Here is a 16,114-nt window from a genome sequence, read left to right on the forward strand (position 1 = left end):
GTCACCCGGGGAACCCCACCCGGTCGCGGGCCAGGGAGCTGCCGCCCTCGGGGCCCAGCCATTCGGCCATCAGGACGGTGGCGTCGTCCGTCAGGTAGCCGGCGTGGTGGGTGACGATGGCGCGCATCAACCGGCGCAGCGTCTCGGGGACGGGCAGGCCGTCGCTGTGGTGGCGGACGAGGAAGTCGACGAAGCCTTCGAGGCCGAATTCCTGCCCGTCGGCGTTGCGGGCCTCGGTCAGGCCGTCGGTGTAGAGGACGACGCGGTCGCCCGGCTCCAGTTGTTCCCGGCAGAGGGTGGGTTCCAGACCGAGGTCGGTGCCCATCGGGTGGGCGGGCGGGCAGTGGAGGCTCGTCATCCAACGTCCGCCCCGGATGATCACCGGAGGGTGGTGGCCCCGGTTGACCCAGGAGAGGGCTCCGGTGGTGGTGTCGAGCCGGGCGAGGATCCCCGTGACGTAGCGCTGTCGGCCGAACTCGTTCATGAGGGCCCGCTCGATCGCGACCGAGGTCTCGGCGAGGTCGAGCCCCTGGCGCCTGCCGTTGCGGCAGGCCGCGACCGCCAGGTTGGCCGTCACCCCGGCGGAGGTGTCGTGCCCCATGGCGTCGAAGATGCCGAGGTGGAGGACGGGGCCGGCCCGCGCGTACTCGAAGGCGTCGCCGCCGATCTCGTACGCCGGTTCCAGCACCGCGCCGACCACCACCTGCGGGTCGGCGTAGGTGGTGGGCGGCATGAGGTGCCACTGCATCTCCGCGGCGACGTTCATGGGCCGGGTCCGCACCAGGCGGGCGTGGGTGTCGCTGGAGGCGCGCTTGCTGACGACGAGGAGTCCCACCAGGGAGGACAGGAGGCCCAGCTCCCGCCGTGTCGGCGGGTCGTCGGCCCCGGCCGTCGCCCTCAGCACGCCGAGCCGTTCGGTGCCGTCGAGGAGCGGTAGCCAGCACAGCGTCCCGCGCTGTTCGGGGGAGGTCACCGACAGGGGGCGGACGAGTTGGAAGGCCCGGCCCGCCACGGTCGTGGCCACGGGCAGCTCGCGCTCGCCCGAGCCGCCGGGCAGGAGCCGCAGCACGTCCTCCTGGAGGTCGGCCAGGTAGATCGCCACGTCGCGGAAGCCGGCCGGCGCGGCCCGGGCGGCGACCTGCGCCGAGAGTTCGTCCCAGGACATGACGTGACTGGCCTCCAGGAGGCCGGCCAGCAGGTCCCGCACCCGTCCGGCGCGTCCGTCGGGGCCATCGGCTCCGGCGGCTTCACAGGCTCCATCGTTCAGGCTCACCGCACCTCACCCGGGTACGGGCGGCGGCCCCGCGAGCCGGGCCCGACCGCCGGTCCCACCAGCGTCCCACAGTCCCCGACACCGCGGCCTCGACCGTACGGCCGGATGGGCGTACGGGTCGGGTCGTGCGGCTCCCCGGCTGCCCGGAGCGTCAGAGGGGACGGCCGCCGAAGGCGTCGCCGGACCGGTAGTAGGCGCCGAGTTCGTCGTGGTAGCCGGGGTGGTCGAGGTGGGTGTCGCGGTGGAACTCGGGGGCGTTCTTGATCTGTTCCTTCGTCCGGTCGACGTAGATCTTCTCCTCGCCCACGTCGATGCGCGAGACCGTGCCGGCCGGCAGGAGGACCTCCTTGCCGAAGATCCACGGGCCGGTGTCGACGACGATGTACGCCGAGCCCGCCTCGTCGGAGTGCTTGTCCACCTCGCCGATGGAGCCGTCGACGGCCTCGACCTTGAATCCGCTCAGATCGATGTCCTGCGATCGGCCGGACGTCTCGCGGTAGCCCCACACGTGGTCGGTCATCGGAAGTGGTCCTTTCCGTTCGGGTGAAGGCCTCTGCCCTGTGTGACCCCGCGCCTGCCCAGGCCCACCGCTCTCACACGGGCCGATCGCGGGTCCGCTTCGTTTTCCGGCCGTCGGCGCCCCGACGCCTTCGCGCAGCGGCTTTCGCCCCCGCACGCGGCCCGCTGGAGTGGGCCCATGCCCCCCACACAGGTCCCGGCGGACGCCGGACCCCCCGAGGACCGACCCGTCGACGACCACGAGCGGGTCGTGGACGCCCTGCGCCGCGCGGGCTTCGACACGTCACCGCTGGAGGGCGACGGCCTACGGGTCTGGAGGGCGCCCGAGGGGGTGGTGGTGGGCTGGGCCGCCCGCGAGGTGCTGCGGCCGACCGTCCAGGTCCACGGCCACGAGGAGGACCTCTCCCGCTTCACCTCCCTGACGGGGCTGCACAGGGCGCTGCGGACGGCCCTCGCCGTGATCCTGCGCGAAGCGGGACTCGACGTCGCCCCGCACGGGGAGCACCTCGTCGTCCTGCGCCCCGGAACCGGGCCGACCGACGGGGCCGGCGACGGGGCGGGCCGTCCCGCGTGCTGACTCAGCGGGAGGCGGCGAGCGTGCTGCGCGGCAGGGTCCCGTACGCCTGGCGGTAGGCGGCGGAGAAGCGCCCCTGGTGGTGGAAGCCCCACCGGGCGGCGATCCGCGTGACCGTGTCCCGCGAGGGGTCCGCCGCCACCAGGTCGGCATGGGCCAGGGCCAGTCGTACGCGGCGCAGGTACGCGGTCGGCGTCGTGCCGAGGTGCCGCCGGAAGGCGTACTGGAGGGCGCGCGGGGTGACGCCGGCGGCGGCCGCCATCTCGGCGGGACCGATCTCCGAGGCCGGTCGCGACTCGATGAAGGCGACGGCCCGCCGGACGGTCTCGGGGGTGGCGTCCCGGGTGTCCGCGAGCACGGGGTCGGGGCGGGCGTCGGTGGGGAAGACCGCCAGGACGGTGGCGGCGAGCAGCCGGGCGGCGGCGTCGACGACGAGCGGGGCGCCACCCGGTGGCAGGGGCAGGACGCTCTCGCCGACGTAGGCGACGGTCCTCTTCCAGTGCTCGGCCATGGCCCGCGAGACGGGGGTGAAGCGGGTGAAGCGCAGCGGGCGACCGCGGTGCCCGACCGGACGGCCCGCGTGTTCCTCCACCAGGGCCACCGGGAGGGTCACGGCGCGCAGTTCGGCGCGGTACACCCGGCCCGCGTAGGGGAGGTGGGGTTGTGAGATCGCGAGGACGTCTCCGGATCCGGCCTCGGTGACGTCGTCCGGGCACTCGCGGACCATGCGGCCTCCGACGACGTGGGTGACGGCCACGGCGCCGAGGGGGTCCGTGGCGTAGGAGTACTCCGTGGGCAGGTCCAGGGTGCTGAGCGCGACGGGGCCGGCGCTGTCGCGCGCGTACCGGAAGGGGGTGTGGGGCGCGGGGGCCCGCATGCGCAGGCTCGTCCCGTAGGCCGCCCTCAACCAGTCGCGGGCGACGTCCACTTCGGTGGTGGTGAAGCTGTGCTCGCCCGCGCCCGACGGGCGGGGCCGCGGCGGCGGCTGGTGCATGGCGGTGGACGTCCTCCGGGGCGGCGGGCGCGGCACGCGGGAGCGGCGCGGTACCAGCGTAGGCGGCCGGGTGCGGGTGGCGGGCGCGTTCGCCGGACGCCGGACGGCGGACGGCGGACGGCGGACGGCGGACGGCGGACGGCATGCGACGGAAGGGATGCGGCGGAAGGGATGCGGCGGAAGGGATGCGGCGGGCCACGGGCCCGACGTGATCCGAACGGCGCGGTCGGGGTGGGGGCCCGGTCCCGGGGGAAGGGAACGGGAGTGCGAGAGCGGCGGCCGGGGACGGTTGAGGACGGTGTCATGAGCGGATCCTCCGGGGCGGCCGGTCGCCCGCGGGACGGACGGGAGGCGGGCGACGACTGGGGCCCGCTGCAACGCGCCCTGGCGGGGCGCCTGTCGCTCCCCGGAACCGCCGACCACGAGCGGTCGCGACTCCCGTACAACGCCCGGTTCGCGGACGGGTCCCGACCGGAGGCGATCGCCCATTGCGCGCGGGAGGCGGACGTGGCCCGCTGCCTGGAGTTCGCGCGGTCCCGGGGCGTGGGGGTCGGCGTGCGCAGCGGGGGGCACTGCTTCGGCGGGTGCTCCAGCCGCGGACCGTTGGTGATCGACGTGTCGCGGCTGGCGGGCGTGCGGCCCGAGGAGGGGCTGTGGCGGGTGGGCGCGGGAACCCGCCAGGGGGAGGTCTACGGGCGCCTCGCCCGGTCGGGGGTGGCCGTGGCCGGCGGGACGTGTCCCGGTGTGGGCTTCTCCGGCCTGGCCCTGGGCGGCGGTCACGGGGCCTTCAGCCGCGCCCGGGGGTTGACCTGCGACGCGGTGGTCGGGGCCCGGGTGGTGCTCGCCGACGGGCGGGTCGTGGAGTGCGGCCCCGACCGCGAGCCGGACCTGTGGTGGGCGGTGCGCGGTGGCGGGCACGCGGTTCCCGGTGTCGTCACCTCGCTGCTGTGTCGTGCCTGGGCGACGGCGCCGTGCACGGTGTTCACCCTGCGCTGGGAGTCCTCGGCGACGCGGCGGGTGCCGGGCGCGTGGCAGGAGTGGGCGTCGGGGGCGCCCGCGGAGCTGTGGTCCCAGTTGGTGCTCGGCACGGAGCCCGGCGGGGGCGCGTTCGCACGGGTGCGGGGGGTGGGGATCGGCCCGGAAGTGGACGTGGAGGGTCGGCTGGCGGCGCTGCTGCGCGAGGTGGGTCCGGGGGCCCGACGGGAGGTGCGCCGCCTGTCGTTCGTCGGGACGGTGCGCTGGTTCGCGGGGATGGAGGACGGACCGGGAACCGCGCCCCGGTGGGCCTCGGCGACGCGGTCGCACTACCTGGACGGGGCCCTCGACGAGGTCGGCGCGGCCGCGGTGCTCGACGTGCTGGACGGCGCCCCCCGCGAGGTGGGGGGCGCCGTGGCCCTCACGCCGTGGGGCGGCCGGGCCCGTGACCCGCAGCCGCGCGAGACGGCGTTCTGGCACCGGCGGGCGGCCTTCCTGGCACAGTGCCGCAGCGAGTGGGACCCCGCCGGGCCGGAGCGGTCGGCGGGGGCGAGCGCGCGCACGGTCGACCTCCTGCACGCGGCGCTGGCCCCGTACGGCAACGGCCACGCCTACCCGAACTACACCGACCCGGCGCTTGCCGACGCCGCGACCGCCTACCACGGCGGCAACCTGCCGCGGCTGCGCGAGATCGGTGCCCACCACGACCCCGACGGGATCCTGACGAGGCGCCGCGCGGGGTGCCACGGCCTGTAGCCGGCGCACGCGGCCCGTCCCGGATTAGGCATATCATCTCGGGTTGTTTTGCCCAACCGAGACATTTCCGCGCCGTGTCCGACCCTCTCGATCGCGAACACTTCGGGCAAATTAGGCGCTTATCGGCAGCCGATACGCAGTCACCGAGAACAGAACAGTCACCATCACGGTCTTGTTCCTGAATCTGAATGCGGAGGTATCACGATTGCCGAACAGGAATAAACGCCGGGAGAGCCATCGCTCTCCGGCACTGGTCCTGGTCATTTCCATCGCCGCCCTCTTCGTCCCGGCCAACCCCGCCCAGGCCGCCTCCTCCTACGGCATAAAGGCCGTCGCGGTCGCCGCTTCCAAGAAGGGCGCCCCCTACGTCTACGGCGCCACCGGGCCCAGGGAATTCGACTGCTCGGGCCTCACCCTCTACGCCTTCCGCGAGGCGGGCCGGACCCTGCCCCGTACGGCGGAGGCGCAGTACGAGAACACCCGCCGCATCCCGCGCGACCGGCGCGCCCCCGGCGACCTGGTCTTCTTCCCCAGCGGGCGGACCATGGGCCACGTCGGCATCTACGCCGGCCACGACAAGATCTGGCACGCCCCCCAACCCGGCACCCGCGTAAGGCTCGAACGCATCTGGACGGGCGCGGTGCACTACACCCGGGCGAACTGAGCCCGCACGACGACCCCTGACGCGCCGAGGCCCGGGGGCCGCGTCGGCGCGGCCCCCGGACCGGGATCGGAAGACGGGATCACCCCCGCGGCGTCGGACGCCGGACGCTTTCACCCGTCCCGAAGGACGTCCCGAGGGACGTTCTTCCGACTACCAGCGGTACCACCGCCCGCTGCTCCCCTTGGGACGGGCGACGAATCCGACGAGCCAGAGCACCAGGACCGCCAGAGCGATCCACCACAGGATCTTGATCGCGAAACCCGCGCCGAAAAGAAGCACGGCGAGCAGAAGCACCAGAAGCAGGGGAACCATGTTTATCAACCTCCAGGGAGCCGTATGCCCCCGACCCCCTCCCCCATGCACGCCCGCGGCCCACGGATTTCCCCGGCCGAATTCCTCGCGACCTCCCGGCATTCGGCGCGAAATACGCGAGGGGCACCCATCGCGCCGAAACGGCAGGGTCGGCGAGAATTCGCGACCCTGCCGCAACGAAGGATGAAAGACGGACGGAACGGGACCGACCGGATTCGAACCGGCGTCCTCCCACATGCGGTGAGGGCGCGACGACCACTGCGCTACGACCCCGTTCCGCCCGTGATCATAGAGCAGCGCCCCTACGCGCCCGCACCCTTCTGCCGATGTGCGGTCCCGCGCCCGCGCCGCTCGGACGCGGGACCGGAACCGGGACCGGCGCCGGCGTCGTCGGGGCGGTCCAGCCGACTCGCCTCGTCCGTGTCCCGGGCCCGCACGGGCCCGAGGCCCTCGGGCCGGGCCGCGTCGGCCGGGTCGGCCTCGGAGCGCCGTGCGACGTGCGGCGCCCGCCGCCGTCGCTCGTCGTCGTGGCCGTGCAGGGGGGCGCCTCCGGCGCCGCCTTGGTCTTCCATGATCGTCCTCCTCGTACGTCGACCCCCACCGCCCCCACCACTCCCACCATCCCTTTCACGCCCGGCGCGTGCCCGGCCGGCCGGACCGGAAACCTCCGGGTCCCATTCCGGCTCGTGGTGGGGTGGGCCCGGTCGTACGGTTAAGACAGCGGGAGGGGCGCGTGGCCCGCGGGTGGCTTCGGAGCGGGCCGGCGCGAGGTCGCGTGAGCGAAGTCCCGGAAAGCGGAAGTCCCGGAAAGCAGGTGCTCCCATGCGCAGGTCGACCCGTTTCGCCGGTGTCCTCGCCGGCCTGACCCTCACCCTCGGCGGCGCCGCGCTCGCCGCCCCCGCCGCCCGGGCGGACATCCCCGCGTGCACCCGGCTGGCGGGCCAGGCGGGCGCCGCCGACACCGACGCGGTGACGGCCGCCTGCCGGCTCGGCGTGAGCGGCGATCTACAGGGCTGCGTGAGCGGCATGACCGAGGCGGGCGTCCCCGGCGGCGCCGCCAACGGCGCCTGCCGCACGGCCGCCCACGAGCCGAGGTAGCACCGCCCGCGAGGTCCCTTCGAGACCCGCTCCGAGACGGCGCCGGCCGTCCGCCCCACCGGGGGCGGGCGGCCGGTCCGTCGTGCGCCCGCGAGCGCGCACGACGGCCTCCCGGGGCCGGCCCCCACCGGCTTCCGGACCTCGTTCCGGAATCGTGACGCGAGGTCACCGACGCTTCACCGAAGTCGTGTTGTCAGTGGTGGGGGCTAGGTTCGGGGTGTTGCCAAGGGCGTTTTCCGACAAGGAGTGGACGATGACCGAGAGCGGTATTCAGCCTGCGCTCAGGGTGGTGCTGACAGACGTCAACGAGCGTGTGGTGGAGGCGTGGCGGGCGGCGTTCGCCGACACCCCCGGCATCGAGATCCGCAAGGGTTCGATCCTCGACGAGGACGTCGACGCCTGGGTCACCCCGACCAACTCCCAGGGGCGGATGGACGGTGGCGTCGACGCCGTCATCAAGCGCTACCTCGGATCCGGGATCCAGCTGCGCGTGCGGCGGGCGATCCGCGACCGGTTCTCCGGCGCCCTCCCGGTGGGCAGCGCGGTCTGCGTCCCCTCGGGGGCGGCCGTGCCCCGGTTCCTGATATCGACGCCGACGATGGTGGGGTCCTCGCAGAACGTGAGTGCCACGCTGAACGTGGCCCTGGCGTGCGCCGCCGCGTTCCAGGCCGTCCACCGGCAGAACCGGAAGGCGCCGGGCAGCATCCGGTCGGTGGCGTTGGTCGGGATGGGCGCGCAGACGGGGCGGGTGCCGGCCCGGGTCTGCGCCAACCTGATGTGGACCGGCTACACGCTCTTCCACGACCACTGGTTCGAGGACGACGACGAGCTGCGGGCCACGATCACCGCGCAGTTGGGCGGCATCGAGGACGCGCCGGTCGAGCAGCGGGTCCGCATCGTGCCGCCGCCGGCCGCGGCGTCCGCCCCGCCGCACGCGCACCCCCCTGTCCACCCCACCGCCGCCGCGACGAACGAAGGCCCCTCCCCCGTGACCGACGTGACCAACCCGACCGACCCCACCGACCCCACCGAGGCGAACGCCGTGACCAACCCGACCGACGCGAACGATCCGCTGGGGCTCGCGCCGCTCTTCGACGGCGGCGGCGAGCCCTGGCTGCCCCTCCTGGCGCCCGTCATCGAGGCGCAGCCGGAGGCCGCCCGGTTCATCGGCAAGGGGCGCAGCCCCGAGGTGGTACCGGTGCGCGAGCTGACGTTCCAGGCGCTCAAGCCCCATCCGCCGCACAAGTGGAAGGTCGTCGTCTTCGGGCAGAACCCGTACCCGCGCCCGGAGAGCGCGACGGGCATCGCCATGTTCGACAACACGTTCAACGACTGGAAGGACAGCCAGTTCGGCCGGGTGGTCAGCATCCGCTGCATCATCAAGGCGGCGGCGATGTGGAAGTACGGCATCGCCAAGAAGACGCCCATCGCGGACGTGCGTGCGCTGTTGAAGGAGCGGGACACCGTCCAGCCGCCGGAGTGGTTCCAGGCGATGCTGACGCAGGGCGTGTTGCTGCTGAACGCCTCGCTCACCGCGAGCGGTGACGGGGCGATGGGCGCGGACCGGCACACGGCGTTCTGGCGGCCGGTCGCCGAGCGGATCGTCGAGGAGATCCTCAAGGCCAAGCAGGACGCCGACGAGGAGGACCGCGGGGTCGTGTTCGCCTGGTGGGGGGCGCACGCCCGCAGCCTGAAGCGAATCGTCCTGCGGCTCCAGGAGAAGTACCCGGACGTCGAGGTCCGGCACATCGACCACGCGAACCCGGCCGCGCAGGGCGACCTGTTCTGCGAGGGCGAGCACTTCGGCATGGTGAACGAGGCCCTCGCCTCGCTGGGCGCCGACGGGGTCGACTGGCTGCCGAGCAAGGGCTGGGACGAGGGGACGGCCGGCGACGGCGGTTCGGACGGCGCCGTCGCGGCGCGCATGGGCGCCTTCATCGAGTCGACCATGAACCTGCACCAGATGTACCTGGAACGCCTCACCAGCGTGAAGGACGAGGGCCTGGTCCTCCCCGCGATCACCGGTGTGTTCGACACCCCGCTCCTGGACTTCCGGGAGGCCGTCGCGCCCGTGGCCGAGACGCTGGCGGGGCTCTCGGGGCACATCGACCGGTCGCTCGACTTCGGCAAGCGGCGGGCGGACGAGTCGGCCGCCGGCCTGTCCGCCGACGCGATCTCCGCCCTCTACCTGTACACGTGCGAGTCCGCCTTCTACCGCGAGATCAACGCCGTCCTGCGCTCCCCCGACCGCGGCCGGGTCACGCCGTACCTGCCCTACCTGCGGCTGCTGTTCTCGGCCGTCTCGGGGCTGCCGAACCACGACCGGTCGCTGTGGCGCGGCGTGTCGCTGGACCTGCGCGCGCAGTACCCGGTGGGGCGGACGGTGACCTGGTGGGGGGTCTCCTCGTGCACCTCCGAGCCGAACGTGGCCCGGTCCTTCCTGGGCAGCCGCGGCAAGCGGACGCTCTTCGAGGTGACACCGGCCCGGGCCGTGGGGATCCGCAACTTCTCGGCGTTCACCGGGGAGGAGGAGTACATCCTCGCGCCGGGCACGCAGCTCAAGGTGACGGACGTCCGCAGCGAGCGGGGCGGCCTGTGCACGGTGAGGCTGACCGAGGTGACGGACGTCGCTCCCCTCGTGTCCTGATCCGGCTCCCGCGCCGGTGACGGCCGCGGGGCTCCCGCTCACCGGGTCCGATGACCGGTCCGGTGACCGGGAGCCCCGCGCCCCGCGTCAGCGCGTCATCAACAGGGGCGCACGGACTGGAGGTTGTGTACGTAGCGGGCCGACACCCAGCCGTTGACGCCCTGGAGGCGGTACCAGACGGGGTTGCCGTCCACCCAGCCGCCCCGCTTCTGGCAGTTGAGCCGTACGCGCTGGTGCGGTCGCAGCGTCTTGACGACCTTGGAGTACACCGTGGGCTTCTGGCGGACGTGGAGGGGGGCGTTGGAGGTGACCTCTCCCACCGGGTGGGCGGCCTTCGGCGCGGCGGGCGTCGCCGACGGCGTCGCCTGCCGCTCGGCGGTCCAACCGGGGGCGGCGGCCATCGGGCCGACCGCCAGGGCCGCTCCGACGGCCATCACGAGCAGTGCTTTCTTCATGTGCGAGCCCTCGCTTCAGCGAATCGACGTGCGTCGGGCGCCTTCGACGCCCTCAGCGACTATCCGCGCGAATCGGGCGCGACGGGGGTGGACACGCCCGAATTCCCCCGGTTGGCCCCGCCGTTCCCGCTCCGCGCACCCCGCACCCACTGCCGGGGTGCGGGTGCGGGCGGAGCGCGGGGTCAGTCGGTGTCCTCCGCGGCCAGGCTGAGGGCGAGGGCCTGGAGCAGCTCCTCGGTGTCGGTGTCGACTCCGGCGCCGTCCAGGGCGGTGGCGACCACGTCGAAGGCGAGGATGAACCCGTTCACCAGGGCGTTGAGGGGTTGCGAGACCTGTCGCAGCACCGCCAGGCCCGTCTCCTCCACGCCGGCGCCGACCGGGACGACGAACTCGCTGGGGACCACCTCTCCCAACAGGTTCGAGACGAATTCGCTGTCGGCACCGGAGCGCAGGGCCGTGAGCGCGGCGATCGCCTTGAGTTGGATCTCGTTGTCCGTCATCGCGCGAGCCTACGCGGCGGTGCGGGTCGAACCGCTCAGGACCGCACCGGGTGAGCGTGCGGGCCGGCCGCCTGCGTCCGTCGGACCTCCTCGCCGAGCGTGCGCAGCCGGTCGGGGCACAGTGCGCGCCGCAGCCGCGGGAAGAGGTTCTCCTCCTCGGCCCACACGTGCGCGGTGACCTCGGCCTTCAGTACCACGATGAGCCGGTCGAAGTCGGGCCGGCCGGCGTCGAGCCCTTCGAGGTCGCCGAGGATCCGCGCGATCCGGGCGTGCGCGGCGAGTTCCTGGTCCGCGACGAGGCCGCCGTCGGGCAGGTGGTCGCGGACGGCCGGGTGGAGGTGCTCCGCCTCGGCCGTCGCGTGCCGGGCGAGGCCGGCGGTCAGCCGCGCGGCGGTGGTCTGCCGTTCGACCGGCGCGGGCGCGCGCTCGATGATGTCGAACATCTCGTCCAGTTCGCGGTGCTGTGCGGTCAGTTCGGCGATGACATCGCCTCCGTGTGCCATGGCACGGCTCCCTTCCCGTGGGGTCGACGACCGGCCCGGCGCCGGCCTGTCGCGCGGGTACCCGGGGTGGCCCCGGGCTAACGGCCGGCGCGGCAGCTCGTGGCGCATGTGACGTGTGGTGCCAAAGTGATTTCTGGGAAGGCGGGCACACATGCAGCACGTCATCGTCCCCGTACGTTCCCTGATAGGCCGTCGTCGGGAGCCGATCGTCCTCCAGACGATCCGCTCGACGGCGGCGGCCGTCGTGTCCTACGTCGTCGCGCTGTGGCTGAGCAGCGAGCCCGCGCCCCTGACGGCGCCGCTGACCGCGCTGCTCGTGGTGCAGGTGACGCTGTACACCACGCTGACCACCGGGATCAGACGGGTGAACTCCGTCGTCGCGGGCGTCCTGGTCGCCATCGGGTTCAGCACCCTCGTCGGCCTGACCTGGTGGAGCCTCGGGCTGGTCATCCTGACCTCGCTGATCGTCGGCCACCTCGTACGGGTCGACGAGTTCGTGCCCGAGGTCGCGATCAGCGCGATGCTGGTGCTCGGGGTGACACGGGTGGCGGCGACCGCCTGGGACCGGGTGCTGGAGACGTTGATCGGGGCCGTGGTGGGGCTCCTGTTCAACCTCTTCCTCGCGCCGCCGGTGTGGGTGGCGCCCGCGAACGAGGCGATCGCCTCGCTGTCGCGGCGGATGCGCGACCTGCTCGTCCACCTCGGCGACGAACTGGCCGAGCACACTCCGGTCGAGAGGGCGACGGCCCGGCTGCACGAGGCACGACGCCTGGACGGCGACATCACCGAGGTGGACGCGGCGCTGCGGCGGGCCGAGGACAGCCTGCGCCTCAACCCCCGCGTGAAGGAGGGGCTGCTGTTCCGGCTGGTGCTGCGTACGGGCCTGGACACGCTGGAGATCTGCGCCGTGGTGCTGCGGATGTCCTGCCGCACGCTGACGGACCTGGCCCGGGCGCGCGGCGACGGATCCCTGTTTCCGGACGAGGCGGCCGGGGCGCTGCGGGAGCTGTTCGGGCACACGGCGGTCGCCGTCGAGAGCTTCGCGGTGTTGATCACCGCCCAGATCAGTTCGAGCGCGCAGGAGGCGGAGACCGCGCTGGCGCGGGAGCTGGAGGCGGCCCGGACCTGCCGGGAGCGGGCCGCGCGGCTGCTGGCGGAGCGGGCGCGGGCGCACCCGGGGGAATGGCAGCTCTACGGCGCCCTGCTCGCGGAGGTGGACCGGGTGCTGGACGAGCTGGGGGTGGAGAAGCGGTCCGAGCGGCTCGTGGAGGAGCTGGACCGGCACGCGCGCACCCGGCGCGAGCGGGGCGGCCGGCTGCGGCGACCGGTGCGGCCGCGGCGTCGTGGGGCGCCGGCGGGCCGCCGCTGAGGTCCTCCCGGACGGCCGGTCCGGGAGGGATGCCGATCGGCCGCGGAGCGGAGGTCGCTCAGCCGGGCCAGGTTCCCGACAGGCGGCGGACGGCGACCGCGCCGGACCGTTCCACGGCCGCCTTGACCAGGGCGAAGACGGCTCCCTGAACGGCGGCCGCGATGAGGATCTCGCGCCACCGGCGATCCTCGTCGGTGGCGTTCGGGGCGTCGTCCTGGTGGCCGGCGAGCTTCCACACCCGTGTGAACAGCGCACCGGCCAACAGGCCGGCCCCGGCCCCGAGGGCCGTGCCGACCGGTTTGTAGGCGACCTTCGCTGCGTTCATGGCGGACCTCCGCTTCGTGGTCGGCTCCGTCACGGGCCCGTCTTCCCCCGCGGGGGTCGCGCACACACCGCGGCTCTCGGCGAACGTCGCCGGTCCCGGGGTGTCCGTTCGGGCTGGGCGGGTACAAGGGCGCCACGGGACGACACGAGACCACGAAGCCGAGGACGGGGTGAGAGCACGTGCGCACCATGGGAGCGGACACCGGCGGGCCCACATCGGGTGCCCGCGCACCTGCCGTGCGCCAGCGCCGCCGGCTCGGCCTGCGCGGCGCGGGCCGGCCGGTCGCGCGGGGTCGCGAGTTCGCCCGTGAGGCGCTCAGGGACTGGGGCTGGGACGGTCTCGACACCGCGGAGGACGCGCTCCTGGTGGTGTCCGAGCTCGTCACGAACGCCAATCTGCACGCCGGTGGCTGTCACGAGCTGGCGCTCCGCGGCGGGGACGCGTTCCGCGTCGAGGTGTACGACGGCGGCGGCGACCTGCCGAAGGCGCCGCCCGCGGCCCGCCCCGGCGCCCCGGGCGGGCACGGCCTGTGGATAGTGCGCAGGCTCGCCGACCGCTGGGGCTGCGAGACCCACGCGCACGGCAAGGTGGTGTGGGCCGAGATCGACGGGGCCCGGCTGCGCTCGGGCCGACCGCGCGGCGTCCGGGTCGGCTGACGCCGCGCGGGGCGTGCCGTCAGCCGACCTGGATGCCGATCACGCAGGTGTCGTCGTCCGTGTCGGAGCGGCTCTCGACGAGGAGCCGGTCGAGCCGGCGGTCGAGGTCTCCGGCGCAGGAGGCGGCCGCCTGTACGAGGTGGCCGAGCGAGTCCTGCACCGAGGAGTCCCGGCGCTCGACCAGCCCGTCCGTGTACATCAGGAGGGTGTCGTCCGGTTCGAGGCGCACTTCCCGCTCGGCGTAGGTCACGTCGGGGAGCGCCCCGAGGAGCAGGCCCTCGATGAGGGGGAAGGCCTCGGCGTCGTCGCCGCGCACGAGTACGGGCGGCAGGTGGCCGGCGCGGGCCCAGCGCATCACCCGTGTGCGGGGGTCGAAGATCCCGCAGACGGCGGTGGCCGTGACGTGTTTGGCCAGGTGGTGGGTGACGGTGTTGAGCCAGGACAGCAGCTGGGCGGGCCCCGCTCCGGTGACGGCGAGGCCGCGCAGGGCGTTGCGCAGGACGACCATGCCGGTGGCGGCCTCGATGCCGTGGCCGGCCACGTCCCCCACGGAGAGCATGACGAGCCCCGAGGGCAGTACGACGGTGTCGTACCAGTCGCCGCCGACGAGCGACTCGGTCTCGGCGGGGCGGTAGCGGACGGCGACCCGCAGGCCCGGGGCCTCGATGGCCTGCGGGGTCGGGGGCATGATGGCGTGCTGGAGCTGCAGGGCGAGCCGGTTGCGTTCGGCGGACTCGGCGGCGGTGTGGGCGAGTTGGTCCCGGGTCGCGGCGAGGGCCACCTCGGTCCAGTGTTGGGCGGAGACGTCCTGGTAGGCGCCCCGTACGGCGTGCAGGCGCCCGTCGGCGTCGAGGACGGGTTCGGCGACGACGCGGATGTGGCGGGTGATCCCGTCGGCCCGGCGCAGCCGCAGGTCGACGGAGGCCGGGCGGCGGTAGCCCAGCACCGCGCGCAGGAACCGGCCCAGGGCCGCGGAGTCGTCGGGGTGGGCGTAGTCGGGCAGCTCGCGCAGTCGGACGGGGGGCGCCGTGGCGGGCAGTCCGTGCAGGGCGTACAGCTGGGCGTTCCAGGTGACCTCGTCGGTGAGGAGGTTCTCCTCGAAGCCGCCGATCCGGCCGAGGCGCTGGGCGTGCTGGAGGAGGTCGGCCAGTCGCGCCGTCTCGTCCTCGACGCGCCAGATCAGCAGGACGGCCGCGCCGTGTCGGCTGACGCTGATGTCCGCGACGGAGGTGAGGGGGATCTGGTCGACGAGCGCGGTCAGGCTCATGCGTCGGGCCCGGAAGGGTTCGCCGGTGGCGTGCACGCGCTCGATGATGTCGAACAGTCCGCTCTCGCCGGCGGCCATCGGGTAGGCCTCCAGCAGCAGGGCGCCGTTGAGGTCGCCGCGCGGCCGGCCGGCGGGGTCGACGAAGCGGCTGCCGGCGTGCCGGATGCGGAAGTCGCCCAGGCGTCCCTCGGCGTCGATCACCGGGGTGAGGACGACGGCGGGGTCGTGCAGCCCTTCGGCGAGGTCGATCAGCTCCGCCACGTCGGGGAGCACGGCTTCGGCGGCGGCGTGGTCGCGCGGGGGCGAGGTGTCCATGGTGCGGGCGCAGAGTTCCGCGAGGGCCTCGATCTGACGTTCGATCCGCGGGGGCTGGGGTGCCAGGGGCCCGGGCCAGCAGATCTCCAGGACGCCGTGTATCCGTCCACCGGTCCCGGCCGGTACGGCCACGCGGCCGCCCTCGGGCCAGTGGAGACGGCCGATGGAGGGGGGTCCGCCCGGTTCGAGGCGGGCGAGGTCGACCAGGCGCCGTTCGCGCAGGGCCAGACCGGCGACGGTCGAGACGCCCGGCGGTACGTGGCGCCAGCGGGCGGCCTCCCCGGGCGGGAAGCCCGCGTGGCCCGCGAGGGCCAGGGAACCGTCCGAGGCCGCGGTCCACACGGCGACGGCGACGGCGCCGAGCGGTGCCAGGGCGTTGGTCAGGAGGGACTCGGCCACCGCCTGCGTGTCGTCGGCGGCGGCCAGCACGCCGCTCTCGGCGGTGCGCAGCCGCACGGCGACGGTGGCGGGCTCCGCGTCCGGGCCGGCGGACCCGCTGGTGTCGGGGCGGGCGCCGGTGCCGGTGGGGGCCGCGCCGGCGGTGCGTTCGACGAACTCGGCGGCGACCTCGCTGACGTGGTCGCGGGCGGCCTGGTTGACGATGTCGGCGGCGAGTTCGAGCGGGGACAGCCCGCTCTCGCGGCACAGCTCGTCGAGTTGGTGCGCCGCGGCGGCCGGGGTGCAGCCGATCTGCCCGATCAGGATGCCCTTGGCGAGCTCGATCAGGGCCCTCCCGTCGGCCGCCGCGTGCGCCTCCCGCACCTCGCGGCGCAACCGTTCGACGGTGGCCACCAGCCGCCCCAGGGGCGAGGGGGCCTGGTGCGGTACGGCGCCCCGCGCGGGCCCCGCGACCGCGGCTCCCGCGGGCGGCCGGTCGTCGTAGCGCTGTGTGTCGGGGGTGCTCACCGTGCT

The 16,114-nt window shown here is 74.2% G+C and carries 17 protein-coding genes and 1 tRNA gene; 7 read left to right on the forward strand and 11 right to left on the reverse strand.

What is annotated here, in order from left to right; translation table 11 throughout:
* Nucleotide 1: 1 nt before the first annotated feature.
* Nucleotides 2-1,198: a PP2C family protein-serine/threonine phosphatase gene (locus tag ACZ6ZI_RS33475; RefSeq protein WP_469527554.1), complete on the reverse strand. Its 1,197-nt coding sequence runs from the start codon at nucleotides 1,196-1,198 to the stop codon at nucleotides 2-4.
* Between the two features lie 226 nt (nucleotides 1,199-1,424).
* Nucleotides 1,425-1,793 carry a PRC-barrel domain-containing protein gene (locus ACZ6ZI_RS33480; protein WP_469527314.1) on the reverse strand — a complete coding sequence of 123 codons (369 nt, stop codon included), beginning with the start codon at nucleotides 1,791-1,793 and terminating at the stop codon, nucleotides 1,425-1,427.
* Nucleotides 1,794-1,970: 177 nt separating this feature from the next.
* Between ACZ6ZI_RS33480 and ACZ6ZI_RS33485 the strand changes: the two genes are divergently transcribed.
* Nucleotides 1,971-2,369, forward strand: coding sequence for a hypothetical protein (locus ACZ6ZI_RS33485; RefSeq protein WP_469527316.1), 399 nt, complete (start codon nucleotides 1,971-1,973; stop codon nucleotides 2,367-2,369).
* Nucleotide 2,370: 1 nt separating this feature from the next.
* Here ACZ6ZI_RS33485 and ACZ6ZI_RS33490 read toward each other — a convergent pair whose 3' ends face one another.
* Complete coding sequence (locus ACZ6ZI_RS33490) at nucleotides 2,371-3,360, reverse strand: AraC family transcriptional regulator (RefSeq protein WP_469527318.1); 990 nt, start codon at nucleotides 3,358-3,360, stop codon at nucleotides 2,371-2,373.
* Between the two features lie 303 nt (nucleotides 3,361-3,663).
* On the opposite strand from ACZ6ZI_RS33490, the gene ACZ6ZI_RS33495 reads away from it, so the two are divergent.
* Complete coding sequence (locus ACZ6ZI_RS33495) at nucleotides 3,664-5,091, forward strand: FAD-binding oxidoreductase (protein WP_469527321.1); 1,428 nt, start codon at nucleotides 3,664-3,666, stop codon at nucleotides 5,089-5,091.
* A 205-nt stretch (nucleotides 5,092-5,296) separates the two neighbouring features.
* Nucleotides 5,297-5,755: a C40 family peptidase gene (locus ACZ6ZI_RS33500; protein WP_469527323.1), complete on the forward strand. Its 459-nt coding sequence runs from the start codon at nucleotides 5,297-5,299 to the stop codon at nucleotides 5,753-5,755.
* A 150-nt stretch (nucleotides 5,756-5,905) separates the two neighbouring features.
* On the opposite strand, the gene ACZ6ZI_RS33505 is transcribed toward ACZ6ZI_RS33500, so the two are convergent.
* The 3 genes from ACZ6ZI_RS33505 to ACZ6ZI_RS33515 form a co-directional block, all read right to left on the reverse strand.
* Nucleotides 5,906-6,067 (reverse strand): hydrophobic protein, encoded by a 162-nt coding sequence (locus ACZ6ZI_RS33505; RefSeq protein ID WP_363058603.1) that lies wholly within the window; start codon nucleotides 6,065-6,067, stop codon nucleotides 5,906-5,908.
* Nucleotides 6,068-6,267: 200 nt separating this feature from the next.
* Nucleotides 6,268-6,340 (reverse strand) — tRNA-Ala (locus tag ACZ6ZI_RS33510).
* A 29-nt stretch (nucleotides 6,341-6,369) separates the two neighbouring features.
* Nucleotides 6,370-6,639 carry a hypothetical protein gene (locus ACZ6ZI_RS33515; RefSeq protein WP_469527326.1) on the reverse strand — a complete coding sequence of 90 codons (270 nt, stop codon included), beginning with the start codon at nucleotides 6,637-6,639 and terminating at the stop codon, nucleotides 6,370-6,372.
* Between the two features lie 250 nt (nucleotides 6,640-6,889).
* Here ACZ6ZI_RS33515 and ACZ6ZI_RS33520 point away from each other — a divergent pair, with 250 nt between their 5' ends.
* Nucleotides 6,890-7,165, forward strand: a complete 276-nt coding sequence (locus tag ACZ6ZI_RS33520; protein ID WP_469527329.1) for a hypothetical protein — start codon at nucleotides 6,890-6,892, stop codon at nucleotides 7,163-7,165.
* 253 nt (nucleotides 7,166-7,418) lie between these two features.
* A complete protein-coding gene (locus ACZ6ZI_RS33525) occupies nucleotides 7,419-9,812 on the forward strand; it encodes an ADP-ribosyltransferase domain-containing protein (protein ID WP_469527331.1) in 2,394 nt (797 codons plus the stop codon).
* 98 nt (nucleotides 9,813-9,910) lie between these two features.
* Here the strand turns inward: ACZ6ZI_RS33525 and ACZ6ZI_RS33530 are convergent, their stop codons facing one another.
* The 3 genes from ACZ6ZI_RS33530 to ACZ6ZI_RS33540 form a co-directional block, all read right to left on the reverse strand.
* Nucleotides 9,911-10,267: an SH3 domain-containing protein gene (locus tag ACZ6ZI_RS33530; protein WP_469527334.1), complete on the reverse strand. Its 357-nt coding sequence runs from the start codon at nucleotides 10,265-10,267 to the stop codon at nucleotides 9,911-9,913.
* Nucleotides 10,268-10,449: 182 nt separating this feature from the next.
* The gene (locus ACZ6ZI_RS33535) at nucleotides 10,450-10,767 is read right to left on the reverse strand and encodes a hypothetical protein (protein WP_469527335.1); all 318 of its coding nucleotides are present in this window, start codon (nucleotides 10,765-10,767) and stop codon (nucleotides 10,450-10,452) included.
* A gap of 35 nt (nucleotides 10,768-10,802) precedes the next feature.
* Nucleotides 10,803-11,270: a hemerythrin domain-containing protein gene (locus tag ACZ6ZI_RS33540; protein ID WP_469527337.1), complete on the reverse strand. Its 468-nt coding sequence runs from the start codon at nucleotides 11,268-11,270 to the stop codon at nucleotides 10,803-10,805.
* Between the two features lie 151 nt (nucleotides 11,271-11,421).
* Here ACZ6ZI_RS33540 and ACZ6ZI_RS33545 point away from each other — a divergent pair, with 151 nt between their 5' ends.
* Nucleotides 11,422-12,639, forward strand: coding sequence for an FUSC family protein (locus ACZ6ZI_RS33545; RefSeq protein WP_469527339.1), 1,218 nt, complete (start codon nucleotides 11,422-11,424; stop codon nucleotides 12,637-12,639).
* 58 nt (nucleotides 12,640-12,697) lie between these two features.
* On the opposite strand, the gene ACZ6ZI_RS33550 is transcribed toward ACZ6ZI_RS33545, so the two are convergent.
* Entirely contained in the window at nucleotides 12,698-12,964 is a 267-nt protein-coding gene (locus ACZ6ZI_RS33550; RefSeq protein WP_469527341.1) for a DUF4235 domain-containing protein, read from the reverse strand.
* A 188-nt stretch (nucleotides 12,965-13,152) separates the two neighbouring features.
* Between ACZ6ZI_RS33550 and ACZ6ZI_RS33555 the strand changes: the two genes are divergently transcribed.
* Nucleotides 13,153-13,620 (forward strand): ATP-binding protein, encoded by a 468-nt coding sequence (locus ACZ6ZI_RS33555; protein ID WP_469527557.1) that lies wholly within the window; start codon nucleotides 13,153-13,155, stop codon nucleotides 13,618-13,620.
* A 19-nt stretch (nucleotides 13,621-13,639) separates the two neighbouring features.
* Here ACZ6ZI_RS33555 and ACZ6ZI_RS33560 read toward each other — a convergent pair whose 3' ends face one another.
* Complete coding sequence (locus tag ACZ6ZI_RS33560; protein ID WP_469527343.1) at nucleotides 13,640-16,108, reverse strand: SpoIIE family protein phosphatase; 2,469 nt, start codon at nucleotides 16,106-16,108, stop codon at nucleotides 13,640-13,642.
* Nucleotides 16,109-16,114: the final 6 nt, after the last annotated feature.

It is taken from the genome of Streptomyces sp. NPDC103540, assembly GCF_055584445.1.

Bases quoted from the DNA above. Each gene is read 5' to 3' on its own strand.
- ACZ6ZI_RS33480 (WP_469527314.1), bottom strand. From the start codon at position 1,793: ATGACCGACCACGTGTGGGGCTACCGCGAGACGTCCGGCCGATCGCAG.
- ACZ6ZI_RS33485 (WP_469527316.1), top strand. From the start codon at position 1,971: ATGCCCCCCACACAGGTCCCGGCGGACGCCGGACCCCCCGAGGACCGA.
- ACZ6ZI_RS33490 (WP_469527318.1), bottom strand. From the start codon at position 3,360: ATGCACCAGCCGCCGCCGCGGCCCCGCCCGTCGGGCGCGGGCGAGCAC.
- ACZ6ZI_RS33495 (WP_469527321.1), top strand. From the start codon at position 3,664: ATGAGCGGATCCTCCGGGGCGGCCGGTCGCCCGCGGGACGGACGGGAG.
- ACZ6ZI_RS33505 (WP_363058603.1), bottom strand. From the start codon at position 6,067: ATGGTTCCCCTGCTTCTGGTGCTTCTGCTCGCCGTGCTTCTTTTCGGC.
- ACZ6ZI_RS33515 (WP_469527326.1), bottom strand. From the start codon at position 6,639: ATGGAAGACCAAGGCGGCGCCGGAGGCGCCCCCCTGCACGGCCACGAC.
- ACZ6ZI_RS33520 (WP_469527329.1), top strand. From the start codon at position 6,890: ATGCGCAGGTCGACCCGTTTCGCCGGTGTCCTCGCCGGCCTGACCCTC.
- ACZ6ZI_RS33525 (WP_469527331.1), top strand. From the start codon at position 7,419: ATGACCGAGAGCGGTATTCAGCCTGCGCTCAGGGTGGTGCTGACAGAC.
- ACZ6ZI_RS33530 (WP_469527334.1), bottom strand. From the start codon at position 10,267: ATGAAGAAAGCACTGCTCGTGATGGCCGTCGGAGCGGCCCTGGCGGTC.
- ACZ6ZI_RS33535 (WP_469527335.1), bottom strand. From the start codon at position 10,767: ATGACGGACAACGAGATCCAACTCAAGGCGATCGCCGCGCTCACGGCC.
- ACZ6ZI_RS33540 (WP_469527337.1), bottom strand. From the start codon at position 11,270: ATGGCACACGGAGGCGATGTCATCGCCGAACTGACCGCACAGCACCGC.
- ACZ6ZI_RS33545 (WP_469527339.1), top strand. From the start codon at position 11,422: ATGCAGCACGTCATCGTCCCCGTACGTTCCCTGATAGGCCGTCGTCGG.
- ACZ6ZI_RS33550 (WP_469527341.1), bottom strand. From the start codon at position 12,964: ATGAACGCAGCGAAGGTCGCCTACAAACCGGTCGGCACGGCCCTCGGG.
- ACZ6ZI_RS33555 (WP_469527557.1), top strand. From the start codon at position 13,153: ATGGGAGCGGACACCGGCGGGCCCACATCGGGTGCCCGCGCACCTGCC.